General features: G+C 59.6%; 13 protein-coding genes and 1 pseudogene. 9 read left to right on the plus strand and 5 right to left on the minus strand.

All coding sequences use genetic code 11. The features are described 5' to 3' along the window. Nucleotides 1–49 precede the first annotated feature (49 nt). From fes to entF, 3 genes are read left to right on the plus strand one after another with little or no spacing between them, the layout of a single operon-like run. Nucleotides 50–1,252 carry an enterochelin esterase gene (gene fes, locus HV318_RS19555; RefSeq protein WP_182274056.1) on the plus strand — a complete coding sequence of 401 codons (1,203 nt, stop codon included), beginning with the start codon at nt 50–52 and terminating at the stop codon, nt 1,250–1,252. 10 nt (nt 1,253–1,262) lie between these two features. Beyond that, a complete protein-coding gene (locus HV318_RS19560; RefSeq protein WP_182274057.1) occupies nt 1,263–1,475 on the plus strand; it encodes an MbtH family protein in 213 nt (70 codons plus the stop codon). Next, complete coding sequence (entF, locus tag HV318_RS19565; protein WP_182274058.1) at nt 1,472–5,332, plus strand: enterobactin non-ribosomal peptide synthetase EntF; 3,861 nt, start codon at nt 1,472–1,474, stop codon at nt 5,330–5,332. The genes HV318_RS19560 and entF overlap by 4 nt, the downstream gene beginning before the upstream one ends. A 92-nt stretch (nt 5,333–5,424) precedes the next feature. Here the strand turns inward: entF and fepC are convergent, their stop codons facing one another. Genes fepC through fepD form a run of 3 tightly spaced genes read right to left on the minus strand, consistent with a single transcriptional unit; the run spans nt 5,425 to nt 8,215 of the window. Further along, entirely contained in the window at nt 5,425–6,225 is an 801-nt protein-coding gene (gene fepC / locus HV318_RS19570; RefSeq protein WP_182274059.1) for an iron-enterobactin ABC transporter ATP-binding protein, read from the minus strand. Next, the gene (gene fepG, locus HV318_RS19575) at nt 6,222–7,211 is read right to left on the minus strand and encodes an iron-enterobactin ABC transporter permease (RefSeq protein WP_182274637.1); all 990 of its coding nucleotides are present in this window, start codon (nt 7,209–7,211) and stop codon (nt 6,222–6,224) included. The genes fepC and fepG overlap by 4 nt, the downstream gene beginning before the upstream one ends. Next, nucleotides 7,211–8,215, minus strand: a complete 1,005-nt coding sequence (gene fepD / locus HV318_RS19580; RefSeq protein ID WP_182274060.1) for a Fe(3+)-siderophore ABC transporter permease — start codon at nt 8,213–8,215, stop codon at nt 7,211–7,213. The genes fepG and fepD overlap by 1 nt, the downstream gene beginning before the upstream one ends. Before the next feature lie 111 nt (nt 8,216–8,326). Between fepD and entS the strand changes: the two genes are divergently transcribed. Then, nucleotides 8,327–9,574, plus strand: coding sequence for an enterobactin transporter EntS (gene entS / locus HV318_RS19585; RefSeq protein ID WP_182274061.1), 1,248 nt, complete (start codon nt 8,327–8,329; stop codon nt 9,572–9,574). Between the two features lie 47 nt (nt 9,575–9,621). On the opposite strand, the gene fepB is transcribed toward entS, so the two are convergent. Beyond that, nucleotides 9,622–10,581, minus strand: a complete 960-nt coding sequence (fepB, locus tag HV318_RS19590) for a Fe2+-enterobactin ABC transporter substrate-binding protein (protein ID WP_182274062.1) — start codon at nt 10,579–10,581, stop codon at nt 9,622–9,624. 187 nt (nt 10,582–10,768) lie between these two features. On the opposite strand from fepB, the gene entC reads away from it, so the two are divergent. The 5 genes and pseudogenes from entC (at nt 10,769) to HV318_RS19615 (ending at nt 15,464) form a co-directional block, all read left to right on the plus strand. Continuing rightward, nucleotides 10,769–11,944: an isochorismate synthase EntC gene (entC, locus tag HV318_RS19595; RefSeq protein WP_182274063.1), complete on the plus strand. Its 1,176-nt coding sequence runs from the start codon at nt 10,769–10,771 to the stop codon at nt 11,942–11,944. Nucleotides 11,945–11,953: 9 nt separating this feature from the next. Further along, entirely contained in the window at nt 11,954–13,564 is a 1,611-nt protein-coding gene (entE, locus tag HV318_RS19600; protein WP_182274064.1) for a (2,3-dihydroxybenzoyl)adenylate synthase EntE, read from the plus strand. Between the two features lie 10 nt (nt 13,565–13,574). Continuing rightward, on the plus strand, nt 13,575–14,429 hold the full coding sequence (locus HV318_RS19605; protein ID WP_182274065.1) for an isochorismatase: 855 nt from the start codon (nt 13,575–13,577) through the stop codon (nt 14,427–14,429). After that, nucleotides 14,429–15,184, plus strand: coding sequence for a 2,3-dihydro-2,3-dihydroxybenzoate dehydrogenase EntA (gene entA / locus HV318_RS19610; RefSeq protein WP_182274066.1), 756 nt, complete (start codon nt 14,429–14,431; stop codon nt 15,182–15,184). The genes HV318_RS19605 and entA overlap by 1 nt, the downstream gene beginning before the upstream one ends. Beyond that, nucleotides 15,185–15,464, plus strand: a pseudogene (locus HV318_RS19615) (hotdog fold thioesterase). A 55-nt stretch (nt 15,465–15,519) separates the two neighbouring features. Here HV318_RS19615 and HV318_RS19620 read toward each other — a convergent pair. Further along, the gene (locus HV318_RS19620; RefSeq protein WP_182274067.1) at nt 15,520–16,632 is read right to left on the minus strand and encodes a M20 family metallopeptidase; all 1,113 of its coding nucleotides are present in this window, start codon (nt 16,630–16,632) and stop codon (nt 15,520–15,522) included. Between the last annotated feature and the right edge of the window lie 206 nt (nt 16,633–16,838).

Here is a 16,838-nt window from a genome sequence, read left to right on the forward strand (position 1 = left end):
ATATTTTGTCTTGTAACAAAAAAGACTCTCTAAACATGAGGTTATAAGGGTGACGGCGTTAACAACGGGAAGTGAAGCCTGGTGGCAGTCGAAAAACGGCCCCGAATGGGTGCGAGAGCAGGAGAGTTATCGCGTGACGTTCTGGTGGCGCGACCCGGCCGGCACGCAAAAATCATCGGCGGTGAAGCGCGTCTGGCTCTATATCACTGGCGTGACCGATCACCATCAAAATGCCTGTCCGCAATCCCTTGAACGCATTCCCGATACTGACGTCTGGCAGTGGCAGGGTGAGTTCAGCCCGCGGTGGCGCGGCAGCTACTGTTTTATCCCTTCCGGGAATGAACATGATTTTGCCGATGCGGTCTTTCACGGTGAGCAGCCCGACCGCATGGCGCTACGCGAAGGCTGGGGCAGGCTGCTGTCACACGCGGTTTCCGACCCGCTGAATCCCCAAAGCTGGCGCGGCGGGCGCGGCCATGCGGTGTCGGCGCTGGAAATGCCTGAGGCACCGGTACAGCCTGGCTGGAACCGTCCTGATGCGCCGTACAGCCCACCGGCTTGTATTGAATGGAACAGCGATCGGCTGGGTAATCGTCGCTGCGTCTGGATTTTTACCACCGGCGATGCAAACCCGGATCGCCCACTGGCGGTGCTGCTCGACGGGCAGTTCTGGGCCGAAAGTATGCCCGTGTGGCCCGCGCTGACGGCGCTCACTGACGAAGGCAAACTGCCGCCTGCGGTTTATGTCTTAATCGACGCGATCGATATTGCGCACCGCAGCCGCGAGCTGACCTGTAACCCCGATTTCTGGCTGGCGGTGCAGGAAGAGCTTCTCCCACTTGTGAAAACGACCACGCCATTCAGTGACCGATCTGACCGGACGGTGGCTGCGGGCCAAAGCTTTGGCGGACTCTCTGCGCTCTATGCTGGCCTCAACTGGCCGCAGCGCTTTGGCTGTGTGCTCAGCCAGTCTGGTTCGTACTGGTGGCCGCAGCGTGGCGCGCCGCAGGAGGGGGTGCTGATTGAACAACTTAAAGCGGGTGAAAAAACTGCACACGGGCTGCGCATTGTCCTTGAGGCTGGGCGCAATGAGCCGCTTATCTTCCGCGCAAATCAGGCGATTTACGCCGAACTACAACACACTAAGCAACCGGTTATCTGGCGTCAGGTTGACGGCGGACACGATGCACTTTGCTGGCGCGGTGGGCTGACGCAGGGGCTGATGACGCTCTGGCAGCCGCTTACTCAATAACGGAGTCTGTATGGAATTCAGTAATCCTTTCGATGATCCGCAAGGACAGTTTGCCATTTTGTGTAACGACCAGGCGCAGTACAGCCTGTGGCCGCAGCAGTGCGCGTTACCTGCGGGCTGGCGTGTGGTCTGTGAACCGCAATCCCCGGACGCGTGCCAGCAGTGGCTGACAGAACACTGGCAAACGCTTGAACCGTCTCATTTTGCGGGGGAGAACGCATGAGCCAACATCTTCCTCTTGTTGCCGCCCAGCCGGGGATCTGGATGGCGGAGCAACTTTCCATGTTGCCAAACGCCTGGAGTGTAGCGCACTACACTGAGCTGAAAGGTGACATAGACGCACCGTTGCTGGCAAAAGCCATTGCGGCGGGCATGATGCAGGCTGATACGCTGCGCATGCGCTTCATGGAAGATAACGGTGAAGTGTGGCAGTGGGTCGATGAATCTATGACGCTGCCGGAGCCATCTGTTGTGAAGGCGGGCTCCCACGTTGCCGCTGTGGCGCTGATGGAAGCCGATCTCCGGCAAAACCTGCGCGTGGACAGCGGTCAGCCGCTGGCGTTTCACCAGTTGATTCAGGTGGGTGAACGCCACTGGTACTGGTATCAGCGTTATCACCACTTAGTGGTCGATGGCTTCAGTTTCCCGGCCATTACCCGTCAGATAGCCGCCATCTACGCCGCATGGGAAAATGGCGAAACCCTGCCATCTTCTCCGTTTACCCCGTTTGCTGAGGTGGTGGAAGAGTACCAGCGCTACCGCAACAGCGAGGCGTATCCGCGTGACGGTGCCTTCTGGGCAGAGCAGCGTAAGCAGCTGCCTGCTCCGGTATCGCTCTCATCCGCACCGCTGCCGGGGCGTGCGGCAACGACTGATATTCTGCGCCTGAAAATTGCCGCCGACAGTCGCGCCTTTAGCCAGCTTACCCAGGCCGCCGGGCAGGTGCAGCGCACCGATCTGGCTCTCGCGCTGGTGGCGCTGTGGCTGGGTCGTCTGACCGGACGGCTGGACTACGCCGCCGGGTTTATCTTTATGCGTCGCATGGGGTCAGCCGCGCTGACGGCTACCGGTCCGGTGCTTAACGTACTGCCGCTGGCGGTCAACATCTCCCCGCAGGAAAGTCTGCCGGAGCTGGCGCTGCGCCTGGCAAACCAGCTCAAAAAAATGCGCCGTCATCAGCGCTACGATGCCGAACAGATCGTCCGCGACAGCGGGCGCGCGGCCGGAGATGAAGCGCTGTTTGGCCCGGTGCTGAACGTTAAAGTGTTCGATTATCAGCTGGATATTGACGGCGTGGAGGCCACCACCCATACGCTGGCGACCGGTCCGGTAAACGATCTTGAACTGGCGCTGTTCCCGGACGAACAGGGCGGCCTGAGCATTGAGATCCTCGCCAGTCAGCAGCGTTACGATACCACCACGCTGACCCGTCACGCGGCGCGTCTGAATGCGATGCTGGCACAGTTTGCCGCCAACCCGGATCTGCGTTGTGGCGAGGTTGAAACGGTATCCGGAGATGAATACCAGCAGCTTGCGCGTATCAACGATACGGGCAAAGCATTGCCTGTCACCACGCTGGCCGGGCTGGTGGCGGAACAGGCGCATAAAACGCCGGATGCCCCGGCGCTGGCCGATGCGCACATTGAGCTGAACTATCGCCAGATGCGCGAGCAGGTGGTGGCGCTGGCAACCTTGCTGCGTGAACGCGGCGTGAAGCCGGGTGACAGCGTGGCGGTAGCACTGCCGCGCTCGGTATTTCTGACGCTGGCCCTGCACGGTATTGTGGAGGCGGGGGCCGCGTGGCTGCCGCTGGACACCGGCTACCCGGACGATCGTCTGCGCATGATGCTGGAAGATGCAAAACCGTCGCTGCTCATCACTACTGATGAACAACGCTCGCGCTTTCACGATCAGCCCGTAGAGATATTGAGTTACAACACACTCTTGCCTGCGACGGACGGTAAGCCGCTGAACCTGGCAAAACCAGAGCAGACGGCCTATATCATCTTCACGTCTGGCTCGACCGGTCGCCCGAAAGGGGTGATGGTAGGACATACCGCCATCGTTAACCGCCTGAAGTGGATGCAGGATCACTACCCGCTGGATACGCACGACGTGGTGGCGCAGAAAACGCCGTGCAGTTTTGACGTGTCGGTGTGGGAGTTCTGGTGGCCGTTTATCGCCGGGGCGAAACTGGTGATGGCCGGGCCGGATGCTCACCGCGATCCGCAGGCGATGCAGAGCTTCTTCGCGCAATACGGTGTCACCACTACCCACTTTGTGCCGTCGATGCTGGCAGCGTTTATCGCCTCGCTGACGCCGGAAAATGCCGACTGCTGCAAAACGCTGAAACAGGTATTCTGCAGTGGGGAAGCGCTGCCCGCCGAACTGTGCCGCGAGTGGGAGCAACTGACCCGCGCGCCGCTGCATAACCTCTATGGCCCAACGGAAGCGGCGGTGGACGTGAGCTGGTATCCGGCGTTTGGCCCGGAACTGGCGGCGACAGAGGGCAACAGCGTGCCGATTGGCTTCCCGGTGTGGAACACGGGGCTGCGCATTCTGGATGCGATGATGCGCCCGGTGCCGTTTGGGGTGGCAGGCGATCTGTATCTCACCGGGGTCCAGCTTGCGCAGGGCTATCTCGGACGTCCGGATTTAACCGCCAGCCGTTTTATTGCCGATCCTTTTGCGCCAGGTGAGCGCATGTATCGCACCGGTGATGTGGCCCGCTGGCTGGATAACGGCGCGGTGGAGTATTTAGGGCGCAGTGACGATCAGCTGAAAATTCGCGGCCAGCGTATTGAGCTGGGTGAAATTGACCGGGCGATGCTTTCATTATCGGACGTGGCGCAGGCCGTGGCGCATGCCTGCGTGTTTAATCAGGCTGCGGCAACGGGCGGGGATGCGCGTCAGCTGGTGGGGTATGTGGTGTCTGAATCGGGATTACCGCTGGACAGGGCCGCGCTGCTTGAGTCGCTCAAAGCGCAACTGCCGCCGCACATGGTGCCGGTCGTGCTGCTGCAAATCAGTGCGTTGCCTTTAAGTGCGAACGGTAAGCTCGACCGAAAAGCATTGCCGCTGCCAGAGCTGACCAGCAAAACCTCCGGTCGTGCGCCACAGACGGAAACCGAAATGGCGGTGGCTCAGGCGTTTGCCGGGCTACTGGGCTGTGAGGTGAACGATATCGAAGCCGATTTCTTTGCCCTCGGCGGCCACTCGCTGCTGGCGATGCGTCTGGCCGCTCAGCTCAGCCGCGCATTCACCCGCAAGGTGACACCGGGGCAGATTATGGTGGCATCAACGGTCAGCAAACTCAGCACATTGCTGGACTCGCCGATAAGCGACGAGCAGGCGCAGCGTCTGGGTTATGAAACCATTCTGCCGCTGCGTGAAAGCCATGGCCCGACGCTGTTTTGCTTCCATCCTGCGTCCGGTTTTGCCTGGCAGTTTAGCGTGCTGGCGCGCTATCTCAGCCCGCGCTGGTCAATCACCGGCATCCAGTCTCCGCGACCAGAAGGGCCAATGCAGCAGTGCGCCGATCTGGATGGCGTGATTGGGCATCATCTGGCGACACTGCGCAGGGAGCAGCCGCGCGGGCCATATTATTTGTTGGGTTATTCTCTTGGCGGCACGCTGGCGCAGGGGGTTGCCGCGCGTCTGCGTGAGCAAGGTGAAACGGTCGCATTCCTCGGCCTGCTGGATACCTGGCCACCGGAAACGCAAAACTGGGCGGAGAAAGAGGCCAATGGTCTTGACCCGGCAGTGCTGGCGGAAATCGAACGTGAGCGCCAGGTGTTTATCGCCGCGCAGCAGGGGCAGGGTTCCGGCGAGTTGTTTAACGCCATCGAAGGCAACTACGCCGATGCGGTACGCTTGCTCACCACGGCACACAGTTCACGGTTTGACGGCAAAGCGACGCTGTTTGTTGCCGGGCGCACGCAAACGATGGATCCACAGGTCGCCTGGGCACCGTGGGTGGGTGGGCTTGAGGTTTACAGCCAGGATTGCGCCCACGTGGATATCATTTCGCCGCAGGCGTTTGAGAAGATTGGGCCGGTATTGAAGGACATATTGGGATAGTGTAAATCCTCCCCTCACTCTAACCCTCCCCCGATAGGGGCGAGGGGATAGTTTGCTCCCTCTTCCTGTGGGAGAGGGTTGGGGTGAGGGCATCAGACCGTACGTTTCCCTAGCGGAACCACCAGCGGCGTACCCGCCACCGGATCGTCAATAATCATGCAGCGCATGCCGTAGATCCGCTCGATCAGCTCCGGCGTCACAATCTCTTTTGGCGCGCCCTGCGCCACAATCTCGCCGTCGCGCAATGCAATCAAATGCGTGGCGTAACGGCACGCCTGGTTCAAATCATGCAGTACTGCCGCCAGCGTGTAGCCCTGCGTACGGTTCAGGTCGCTCAGCAGTTCCAGCAGGTCAATCTGATGGCTGATATCCAGCCACGTGGTGGGCTCGTCCAGCAGCATAATGGCGGTTTCCTGCGCCAGCACCATTGCGATCCACGCCCGCTGACGCTGGCCCCCGGAAAGGGTATCCACGCTTTGTAATGCGAGGTCGGTGATGCCTGTCGCCTGCATCGCCCGGTTCACCGCGTCATCGTCCTCTTTGCGCCAGCGGGTAAACAATGGCTGGTGCGGGTAGCGCCCGCGGGAGACCAGCTCCTGCACGGTGATGTCTCCCGGCGTGGTGGCGTTTTGTGCCAGCAGCCCGATACGCCGCGCCACCTCTTTGCTGGCAAAGCGCTGGATCTGCTCGCCGTCGAGAAACACGCTGCCGTCAACCGGTGTCATCAGGCGGCTGAGGGTGCGCAACAGTGTCGATTTGCCGCAGCCGTTCGGGCCGATGATCGCCGTGAAATGGCCGTCAGGAATGGCGACGCTCAGGTTGCGGGCAATGATTTTTTTGCCATAGCCGAGGGTTAAGTTTTCGCCGCGCAAGCGGGTTACTGAGTCGGTCATTTCTTGCGTGACTCCTGAACTAACAAAACGATGAGGTAAATACCACCGAGGCTGACGGTCACCACGCCTACCGGTAGCTGATACGGCATAAACAGCTGTTGGGCGCAGAGGTCAACAGCCAGCAATAACAGGGCACCGCACAATGCTGCCTGGGTTAACCCCCAGCGCGCCGTCCCGCTGAGGCGTCGCGCAATATGGGGAGCCACGAGGGCGATAAATGAGATCGGTCCGGCGATGGCGGTGGCGGCAGCGGTCAGTAAAACGGCCACCAGCATCAGCATCAGGCGCGAACGCTCAACGCCCACGCCGAGCGCGCAGGCGCTGTCGTCGCCCATCTCCAGCAGGCGCATGCGTCGCACCAGCAGGATCGCGCCAATAAACATCAGCAGGATCAGCGGCGCGGCGGGCCAGGTCTTGCTCCACGTCAGGCCGTTCAGCGAACCGGCGTACCACAGCCCGGCGGAGAGCGCGGTTTCCAGCGAAGCCTGCAGTAGCAGCCAGGTGTTGAAGGCCATCAGCATGGCGCGCACGCCGATACCGATAATGATCAGGCGGAAGGTGTCGATACCATTTCGCCACGCGAGCGCCCAGATGAGCAGGGAGGTCAAAATGCCGCCAGCCATCGCCGTAACGGTAATGGCCGTCAGGTGCTGACCAAACAGCACCATCGCCACCAGCACACCGCTCCATGCGCCGGTATTGAGGCCCATCACGTCCGGGCTGCCCAACGGGTTACGCATCAGCGACTGGAATATCGCACCACTGACGCCAAGCGCCGCGCCCACCAGAATGGCCATCGCCACGCGCGGCAGCCGCCATTCGGTGACCACCATCGTGATATTGCGTGGCGCACTGCCGAGCAGCGCGTGAAAGACCTGGGTAAAATCGAGCATCACCGCGCCGCTGCGCAGGCTCCAGACCGCCAGCAGTACAATGGCGAACGCCAGCAGGGAGACGCTGGTGACTAAACGACGGGATGGAGCCATCATGCGCCACCTCCGCGTTTACGCCGTACGAGGAAAATCAACACAGGGGCACCGATAAAGGCGCTGACCACCGAAACGCGCAATTCACCGGGAACCAAAAGACGACCGAGAATATCGGCAAACAGCAACAGAGCAGGCGTGGCAAGCAGCGTAACGGGCAAAGACCAGCGGTGATCTGCCCCCACCAGCCAGCGCGCCATATGCGGCATCATCAGACCGATAAAGGCAATCGGGCCGACCACGGCGGTTGCACTGCCGCACAGAATGGTGATCGTCAGTAAACCTGTTAACTGCGTGCGCGCCACGCGGTTACCGAGTGCGGTGGCTGTGTCGCTGCCGAGGCTCAGGCTGTTCAGCGCCCGGCTTAAAAACAGCGCCACGGCGGCGGCGATAATCACCGGGATCATCACCACTTTTAAGGTGTCCAGCGTGCGGATATCCAGTGAGCCGGCCTGCCAGAAACGCAACTGATCGTAGACGTCCGGGTTGAGCAGGGCGATGCCGTTGGATAACCCTTCCAGCACGGCGGCAAGCGCCACGCCTGCCAGCGTTAAGCGTACCGGACTAAGTTGTCCGCCGCCCTGGCTGCCGGTAAAGGCGACGACCAGTGAGGCTGCCAGCGCGCCGCAAAAGGCCATCATCAGCTGCTCCGACGGCGAACTAAACCCGAACAGCGCTGCGCCGAGCACAATCGCAAAGCTGGCACCAGAGTTGACGCCGAGAATACCGGGGTCAGCCAGCGGGTTACGGGTGAGGGTTTGCATCAGGGCACCCGCAATTCCCAGTGCGCCACCGGCCAGTAATCCGGCAAGCGTGCGGGGTAAACGGGCGTCCAGCACGATGGTGCAGTCGGCGCTCTGGCAGGTGCCGGAGAGTGCATCGACAATAACGGACGCGGGCAGCGGCTTCGCGCCAACCAGCAGACTGAGTGCAATCGCAAGGATCAACAGTAGCAATAAAACGGGCACCGCAACGGCGCGCACCGCAGAAGAGGAAAACGACATAGCAACATCCATGATTTGATAATGATAGTAATTATCGTTATCTATCTTATTTGGCTATGTTAGCATGTGCGCCCATGAAATTGGTAGATCGTTAGACCTCAGGGCCTTGTCATGAATCAAAAATCCTGGCTGATCAACCTCAGCCTGCTTAAAACGCATCCGGCGTACCGCGCTGTTTTTATCGCCCGTTTTATCTCCATTTTATCCCTCGGCCTGCTCGGCGTGGCCGTGCCGGTACAGATCCAGACCCTGACTCACTCCAGCTGGCTGGTGGGGTTATCCGTTACGTTAACGGGTGGGGCGATGTTTATCGGTCTGATGATTGGCGGCGTGCTGGCGGACAGGTACGAACGTAAAAAACTCATCCTGCTGGCGCGGGGTACCTGCGGCGTGGGGTTTGTCGGGTTGTGTCTGAACGCCATGTTGCCGGAGCCATCATTAATGGCGATTTATGCCCTGGGGTTGTGGGATGGCTTTTTCGCATCGTTAGGCGTGACGGCGCTGCTGGCGGCTACGCCTGCGCTGGTGGGGCGTGAAAACCTGATGCAGGCGGGAGCGATTACGATGCTCACCGTGCGCCTGGGATCGGTGATTTCACCGATGGTCGGTGGTTTATTGCTGGCAACCGGCGACGTGGCGTGGAACTACGGGCTGGCGGCGGCGGGAACCTTTATCACCACGCTCACGTTGCTGCGCTTACCGCTTCTGCCACCACCGCCGCAACAGCGCGAACATCCGCTGAAATCACTGATGGCGGCGATCCGTTTTCTGTTCAGCAACCCGCTGATTGGCGGCATTGCGTTGCTGGGTGGTTTGCTGACGATGGCGAGCGCCGTGCGCGTGCTCTATCCGGCGCTGGCGGGTGAGTGGCAGATGAGCGCCCCGCAGATTGGCGTGTTATATGCGGCAATCCCACTTGGCGCGGCGTGCGGCGCGCTCACCAGCGGTAAGCTGGCACAGAGTGCGCGTCCGGGGTTGATTATGCTGGTGGCGACGCTGGCCTCGTTTATCGCTATTGGCTTCTTCAGCCTGATGCCGGTGTGGGCGCTGGGCGTGCTCTGCCTGGCAATCTTTGGCTGGCTGAGTGCGATCAGTTCATTGTTGCAATACACCCTGATCCAGACCCAGACGCCGGAAGGGATGCTGGGGCGCATTAACGGTCTGTGGACGGCGCAGAACGTGACGGGTGATGCCATCGGCGCGGCGATCCTCGGCGGGCTGGGCGCGATGATGACGCCGGTGGCGTCAGCGAGCAGCAGTGGGTTTGCGCTGGCGGTTGTCGGGGGGATTTTGTTGCTGGTGTTGGCGGAGCTGCGACGGTTCAGGCAGGAAGTTGTGTTGAACGACAGTGCGGCCTGATGCCTTCATCCCCGTCCTCTCCCACAGGAAGAGGACGGGTTAATGCCCTACTTAAACAACGAATCCAGTCTGTCTAATACCCGCATCGCGCTGTAATAATCCAGGCGGAATGTCTCCGTTCCCAATGCCCAGACGCGCTTGTTCTGCACCGCAGGCAGGTGTGCCAGCAGCGGGTTGGCGTAAATTGCGTCCACATCCTTTTGGTCACCGGCAAACAGGAACAACCCTTCACCGTTCAGACCCGTCGCCAGGTTTTCGCCACCCAACTGGATGATGTCGTGGCGTTGGCCCTGGCTTTTGGAGGTATGTAACCCGGCGGGCAGCTCAGCCAGCGTAAAGCCCAACTGGTGGAGCAACTGACCCTGTGCAGATTCCGTCGTCCACAGGTTGGCGCTGTGCGCGGCGGCGGTGTAGACAATGGCGTTGACCGGCTGCGGTGGCAGCGTCATTTGCTGCTTCACCCGGGCGAGTTGCTTATCAAATTCCGCAATGCGTTCTGCGGCCTGTTTTTCCTGGCCGGTAATTGTACCCAGCTGTGTTAACAGTGCCTGCCAGCTTTTGTCGTCGTAATTGATAACCAGAACAGGTGCGATGGCGGAAAGCTGATCGTACAGCGCCAGTGCGGAATCTCCGCCGGTGGCGCTGATTAAAATCAGGTCCGGCATCCGGGCAGCGACGGCCTCGGCGCTCGGCTCACCAATATACAGCCGTGCAAGCTTGCGCTGTTTCGCAATATCACCCCACTGGCGCAGGAAGCCCTGTGCATCCGCCACGCGGTTATTTGGCGTTGTGGCTCCGCTGGCGATGACGGGGGCATCGATTGCCAGCAGGGAGCCGGTTAAGGTCACGCTGGTGGAGACAATGCGCAGCGGTTTGCTTTTCAGGGTGTGCGTACCGTGGCTGTCAGTCACCTGACGAGGCCAGTCGGCGGCGGTCGCTGAGGTTAGTCCTAAAACAAAAAGTCCGGTTAAAAGCAGGGCATTACGACAAATAGCGGGCAGTTTCACAAAGCGGCATCCTGTTTTTTATGAGGTTAATGATTCTCATTTTCACGATTGCAGCGAAGGGATGCAAGCGATAGTCGCACAAGTTGTTCTCTCTGTGGTTGACACCAGGACACTCTGCGATTAGGTTAGCCATCGAAAATATAAATGATAATCATTATTACTGCCTTTATCATTTCAGGAGGATGATATGGATACGTCCCTGGCTGAGGAAGTTCAGCACACCGCGACCACGCTGCAATCAGACAGCTTTTTCTTTATGTCGCCTTATCGCAGTTTTACCACGTCAGGTTGTTTTGCCCGTTTCTCCGAATCCGCCGTTGGCGGCGACGATCCGGCTGGCAATTTCCAGCAAAAATTAGCCCAGGCTTTCCGGAACGCGAAAGCCAGCGGCATTGCCCATCCTGTCATGGTGGGCGCTATTCCATTCGATACCCGCAAACCGTCGTCACTGTTTATTCCGCAAAGCTGGCAGGCATTCTCTCGCCCGGCGCGTCAGCAGTCCGCCCGCTATTTCTCCGGCGCGCAGGCGCTGAATGTGGCAACACGGGCTGAGATCCCTCCGCAGTTAGTTTTCGAAGAGATGGTGGCACGTGCGGCGGCGCTTACCGCCACGCCGCAGGTGAACAAAGTGGTGTTGTCGCGCCTGATTGAGATTGCGACTGACGAGAAGATTGATAGCAGCGCCTTGCTGGAACGGCTGATTGCGCAGAACCCGGCCAGCTTTAATTTCCACGTGCCGCTGGAAGATGGCGGTGTGTTGCTCGGTGCAAGCCCGGAGCTACTGTTGCGCAAAGAGGGCGCGCGCTTTAGCTCGCTGCCACTGGCAGGCTCCGCACGCCGTCAGCCGGATGACATGCTGGATCGCGAAGCGGGCAACAAGCTGCTGGCGTCAGAAAAAGACCGTCACGAGCATGACCTGGTCACGCAGGCGATGAAAGCCATTCTGGAGCCGCGCAGCCATCATCTGAGCATGCCAGCTTCACCGCAGCTCATCACCACGCCGACGTTGTGGCATCTGGCAACACCGGTGGAAGGGGATGCGCGGGAAAACGAAAACGCGCTGACGCTGGCCTGTCTGCTGCACCCGACCCCTGCGTTGAGCGGTTTCCCTCACCAGGCAGCAAAACAGCTGATTGCCGAACTGGAACCGTTTGACCGTGAACTGTTTGGCGGCATCGTCGGCTGGTGCGACAGCGAAGGTAATGGCGAGTGGGTGGTGACCATCCGCTGCGCGCGTTTGCATGAGAAGTCCGTTCGCCTGTTTGCGGGCGCGGGCATTGTGCCAGCGTCCTCTCCGGTGGGGGAGTGGCGAGAAACCGGCGTGAAGCTCTCCACCATGCTGAATGTTTTTGGTTTGCATTAAGGAGCACTCATGACCATTCCCTTTACCCGCTGGCCTGAGGATTTTGCCCGGCGCTACCGTGAAAAAGGCTACTGGCAGGATCGGCCATTAACTCACATCCTGACCGATCGCGCAGACAGCGACACGGTCGCTATCATTGACGGCGACCGCCGCTTTACCTGGCGCGAATTCAACCAGGCAGTGAACAACCTGGCGTCAATGTTACAGGCACAGGGTCTGCAGCGCGGCGAGACGGCGCTGGTGCAGCTTGGCAACGTGGCCGAGTTCTACATCACTTTCTTCGCGCTGCTACAGGTGGGCGTGGCTCCGGTCAATGCGCTCTTTAGTCATCAGCGTAACGAACTGAACGCCTATGCCGCGCAGATCAAACCAGCACTGCTGATTGCCGATCGCGAGCATGCATTGTTTACGGGTGATAGCTTCCTCAATACCTTTACCGATGAATACCGCTCGGTGCGCGTCGTGCTACTGCGCGGTGATAAGGGGGATCATGCCCTGGAAGCCGCGATTGCGCGCCCGGCGGATCGTTTCATTCCCAACCCAACCCCAGCCGATGAAGTGGCATTTTTCCAGCTCTCCGGCGGCAGTACCGGCACGCCGAAGCTGATCCCACGCACGCATAACGACTACGACTACAGCATTCGTCGCAGCAACGAAATTTGCGGCATTACCGCGGATACCCGTTACCTGAATGCGCTGCCTGCGGCGCACAACTACGCCATGAGTTCGCCGGGTTCGCTGGGCGTCTTTACCGCAGGCGGCTGCGTGGTGCTGGCGAATGATCCGAGCGCCACGCTCTGTTTCCCGCTGATTGAACAGCACCAGATCAACGTCACCTCGCTGGTGCCGCCTGCGGTCAGCCTGTGGCTACAGGCGATTGCCGAAGGGGCGGGTAACGCCCGGCTTCAGTCGCTGAAGTTGCTGCAGGTGGGTGGTGCGCGTCTTTCCGCCACGCTTGCCGTGCGTATTCCGGTGGAGATGGGCTGCCAGTTGCAGCAGGTGTTTGGTATGGCGGAAGGGCTGGTGAACTACACCGCGCTCGACGATACGCCGGAACGCATTATCAACACTCAGGGCCGTCCGATGTGTCCTGATGATGAAGTGTGGGTGGCCGATGAGCACGGTAACCCGCTGCCACGCGGCGAAGTCGGGCGTCTGATGACCCGCGGGCCGTACACCTTCCGGGGTTATTTCAACAGCCCGGAACACAACGCCAGCGCCTTTGATGCCAACGGTTTTTACTGCTCCGGCGATCTGATCGCCATTGACGAGCAGGGCTATATCACCGTGCAGGGTCGCGAGAAAGATCAGATCAACCGGGGTGGCGAAAAGATTGCCGCTGAAGAGATCGAAAACCTGCTGCTGCGCCACGAGGCGGTGATCCACGCCGCGCTGGTGAGCATGGAAGACAGCCTGCTGGGTGAGAAAAGTTGCGCGTATCTGGTGGTGAAACAGCCGCTGCGCGCGGTCGAAGTGCGTCGCTTCCTGCGGGAACAGGGCGTTGCGGAATTTAAGCTACCGGATCGCGTGGAAAGCGTGGATGCACTCCCGTTAACGCCGGTCGGTAAAGTTGATAAGAAACAGTTGCGCCTGCGGCTTGCGGAACGCACCCAGGGCTAAGGAACAGAATATGGCTATCCCAAAATTAACCGCTTACGCACTGCCAACCGTCGCAGACCTGCCGACCAACAAAGTGAACTGGGCGTTTGAGCCGGAGCGCGCGGCGCTGTTGATCCACGATATGCAGGAGTATTTCCTGAACTTCTGGGGCGAAAACAGCCCGATGATGGCGCAGGTGGTGGCAAACATCGCCAGACTGCGTGACTACTGCAAAGTGCACAACATTCCGGTCTACTACACCGCGCAGCCGAAAGAGCAGAGCGATGACGATCGCGCCCTGTTGAACGACATGTGGGGACCGGGTCTGACCCGTTCGCCCGAGCAGCAACGCATTGTGGCGGAGCTGACGCCGGACGAAGCCGACACCGTGCTGGTGAAGTGGCGTTACAGTGCGTTCCACCGTTCGCCGCTGGAACTCATGCTCAAAGAGACCGGGCGTAATCAGCTGCTGATCACCGGCGTTTATGCCCACATCGGCTGCATGACCACCGCCACCGACGCGTTTATGCGCGACATTAAACCGTTCTTCATCGCCGATGCGCTGGCGGATTTTACCCGCGATGAGCATCTGATGTCGCTCAACTATGTGGCAGGACGTTCCGGCCGCGTGGTGATGACTGATGAACTGCTGCCTTCTGTTCCTGCCTCAAAAGAGGCGCTACGTGAGCTGGTGTTGCCGTTGCTGGATGAGTCCGACGAGCCGATGAATGACGAAAACCTGATCGACTACGGTCTGGACTCGGTGCGCATGATGGCGCTGGCGGCGCGCTGGCGCAAAGTATACGGCGATATCGACTTCGTGATGCTGGCGAAAAACCCGACGATTGAGGCCTGGTGGGCGCTGCTCTCTCGTGAGGTGAAATGATGGCGGGTTTCGATTTCGCCGGCAAAAACGTCTGGGTGACGGGGGCGGGCAAGGGCATCGGTTACGCTACTGCGCAGGCGTTTGTGGAGGCGGGCGCGCGGGTCACCGGGTTCGACCTGGCGTTTGGGCTGGAGGATTATCCGTTTACCACCGAAACGCTGGACGTGGCGGACTCTGCTCAGGTGAGCGACGTTTGCGGGCGCGTGCTCAGCACCATTGAGCGTCTGGATGTGCTGGTGAATGCGGCCGGGATCCTGCGTATGGGCGCGACGGATCAGATCTCTCAGGAAGACTGGCAGCAGACCTTCGCGGTCAACGTCGGTGGGGCGTTTAATCTGTTCCAGCAGACAATGGGCCAGTTTCGTCGTCAGCAGGGCGGGGCAATTGTGACCGTGGCGTCTGACGCCGCCCATACGCCGCGCATCGGCATGAGCGCCTACGGTGCGTCGAAGGCAGCGCTGAAAAGCCTGGCACTGACCGTCGGGCTGGAGCTGGCGGGCAGTGGCGTGCGTTGCAATCTGGTGTCGCCGGGCTCAACCGATACCGATATGCAGCGTACCCTGTGGAAGAGTGACGATGCCGAACAGTTGCGGATTCGTGGCTTTGGCGAACAGTTTAAGCTCGGCATTCCGCTGGGCAAAATTGCCCGTCCGCAGGAGGTCGCCAGCACTATTCTGTTCCTCGCATCAGATGCGGCCAGCCATATCACCCTGCAGGATATTGTGGTGGACGGCGGCTCCACGCTGGGGGCGTAGATGATCTGGAAGCGCCATTTATCGCTCGAAGCACTGAATGCCACCAGCCTGAATACTCTGGTGGCGCATCTGGGCATGGTCTATACCCGCATCGGCGATGACACCCTTGAGGCGGAAATGCCGGTGGATGCGCGTACCCATCAGCCGTTTGGTCTGCTGCACGGCGGTGCCTCAGCCGCTGCATCTGGGGCGCACCAGCCAGAGCTGGGAAATTGTGGTATTTGATGAGCAGGGACGACGGTGCTGTACTTGCCGGTTGAGTACAATGGTGTTGGGGTAATTAGTGCGGTCTGTTGCCCTCTCCCCACAGGGAGAGGGAATGGTTTGGTGCCAAATCAGAGCATTGAAACTACACGCCTGAGTAATCGAATTCGCGGTGCAATCGATGCCTTATCCAGCCACTCTGCCGGGCTGTGGAACCCGGCACCAATCGGCCCCAGGCCGTCGAGCGTCGGAACGCCCAGCGCAGCGGTGTGGTTGGCATCGCTGCCGCCGCCGACTGCCTGCCAGGTAATGGCAATACCTTCTTCTTTACCTGCGGCTTCAACCTGTTGCATCAACACCCGCGTGGCTTCGCTGGTTGCCATCGCTGGTTTGTGATTTACCCGCGTAATCGTGGTGGTCACGCCTTCTGAAAAGCCTGTTGCACATAACGCTTCCAGCGCCTGATTCACCCGGTCGTACTCGTCGTTTTCCCAGAAACGCACATCGAGTTCTGCAACGGCCTTGTCGGCCACTACGTTTGCTGCACTACCGCCCTGAATCACCCCCACGTTGAGCGTAGTACCGCGATCCCAGTCGGTTAGTGCATTGATGGCAATAATGCTGTTTGCCAGCGCGGTTATTGCCGAGCGGCCTTTTTCAGGGTCGTTACCCGCATGTGCTGCCACGCCGCTGAAGGTGAGGTGATAACCCGCCATGCCTTTACGTGCTTTCACCAGTGAACCATCAGCACGGGCAGCTTCGCACACCAGCACGCAGCGGGCACGTTTTGCCAGCTCGCCAATCCATGCGTGCGAGTACACCGAACCGGTTTCTTCGTCCGGGTTCATCGCAACGGCAATCGCCAGACGCTCTTTATCCCCGGCATTCAACTCGCGCATCGCCCACAAAATATTCAGCAGCCCACTTTTCATGTCTGACACGCCAGGACCATACAGGCGGGTATCATCCTCGCTCATCGGGCGCTCAGCCACGGTTCCGGGGGCAAACACGGTGTCCAGATGGCCGACCAGCAGTACGTCGAATTGCTCCGCCTGCGGTTTATTGCTAACGAACACGCCGGGGCCAACTTTTTCGCCCAGATCCACCTGTTCGGTATACCAGCCTTCACGCTGCCAGAGTTTCCCGATAATGCCGGCCACGGTGGCGACGCCTGCAATGGTCTGGGTACCGCAGTCCACGTTCACCAGAGAGGTGAGTTCTTGTATGTAATTTTCGAGTTCCATTCTTCTGTATCTGCCATGTTGTCAGCTAATCGTTCAGGTATTTTGACCTGCCCGGAGAGAGAAAAAATGATGTAAATCATCGTTGCGGATCCCGCCTGGCTGAAAAAGATGAAAGTGTGATTTTTGGAACCATATCGAAAGTGATCGGCTTAACACTGTGGTGTAAATGTGTGGTTTGACCACGCATTATTGCGTTTCAAAGTTGT

Source organism: Enterobacter sp. RHBSTW-00901 (assembly GCF_014103115.1).
Lineage (GTDB): Bacteria > Pseudomonadota > Gammaproteobacteria > Enterobacterales > Enterobacteriaceae > Enterobacter > Enterobacter cloacae_P.

Coding starts and splice junctions, on each gene's coding strand:
- HV318_RS19560 (WP_182274057.1), top strand. CDS start 1,263: ATGGAATTCAGTAATCCTTTCGATGATCCGCAAGGACAGTTTGCCATT.
- entF (WP_182274058.1), top strand. CDS start 1,472: ATGAGCCAACATCTTCCTCTTGTTGCCGCCCAGCCGGGGATCTGGATG.
- fepC (WP_182274059.1), bottom strand. CDS start 6,225: ATGACCGACTCAGTAACCCGCTTGCGCGGCGAAAACTTAACCCTCGGC.
- fepG (WP_182274637.1), bottom strand. CDS start 7,211: ATGGCTCCATCCCGTCGTTTAGTCACCAGCGTCTCCCTGCTGGCGTTC.
- fepD (WP_182274060.1), bottom strand. CDS start 8,215: ATGTCGTTTTCCTCTTCTGCGGTGCGCGCCGTTGCGGTGCCCGTTTTA.
- entS (WP_182274061.1), top strand. CDS start 8,327: ATGAATCAAAAATCCTGGCTGATCAACCTCAGCCTGCTTAAAACGCAT.
- entC (WP_182274063.1), top strand. CDS start 10,769: ATGGATACGTCCCTGGCTGAGGAAGTTCAGCACACCGCGACCACGCTG.
- entE (WP_182274064.1), top strand. CDS start 11,954: ATGACCATTCCCTTTACCCGCTGGCCTGAGGATTTTGCCCGGCGCTAC.
- HV318_RS19605 (WP_182274065.1), top strand. CDS start 13,575: ATGGCTATCCCAAAATTAACCGCTTACGCACTGCCAACCGTCGCAGAC.
- entA (WP_182274066.1), top strand. CDS start 14,429: ATGGCGGGTTTCGATTTCGCCGGCAAAAACGTCTGGGTGACGGGGGCG.
- HV318_RS19620 (WP_182274067.1), bottom strand. CDS start 16,632: ATGGAACTCGAAAATTACATACAAGAACTCACCTCTCTGGTGAACGTG.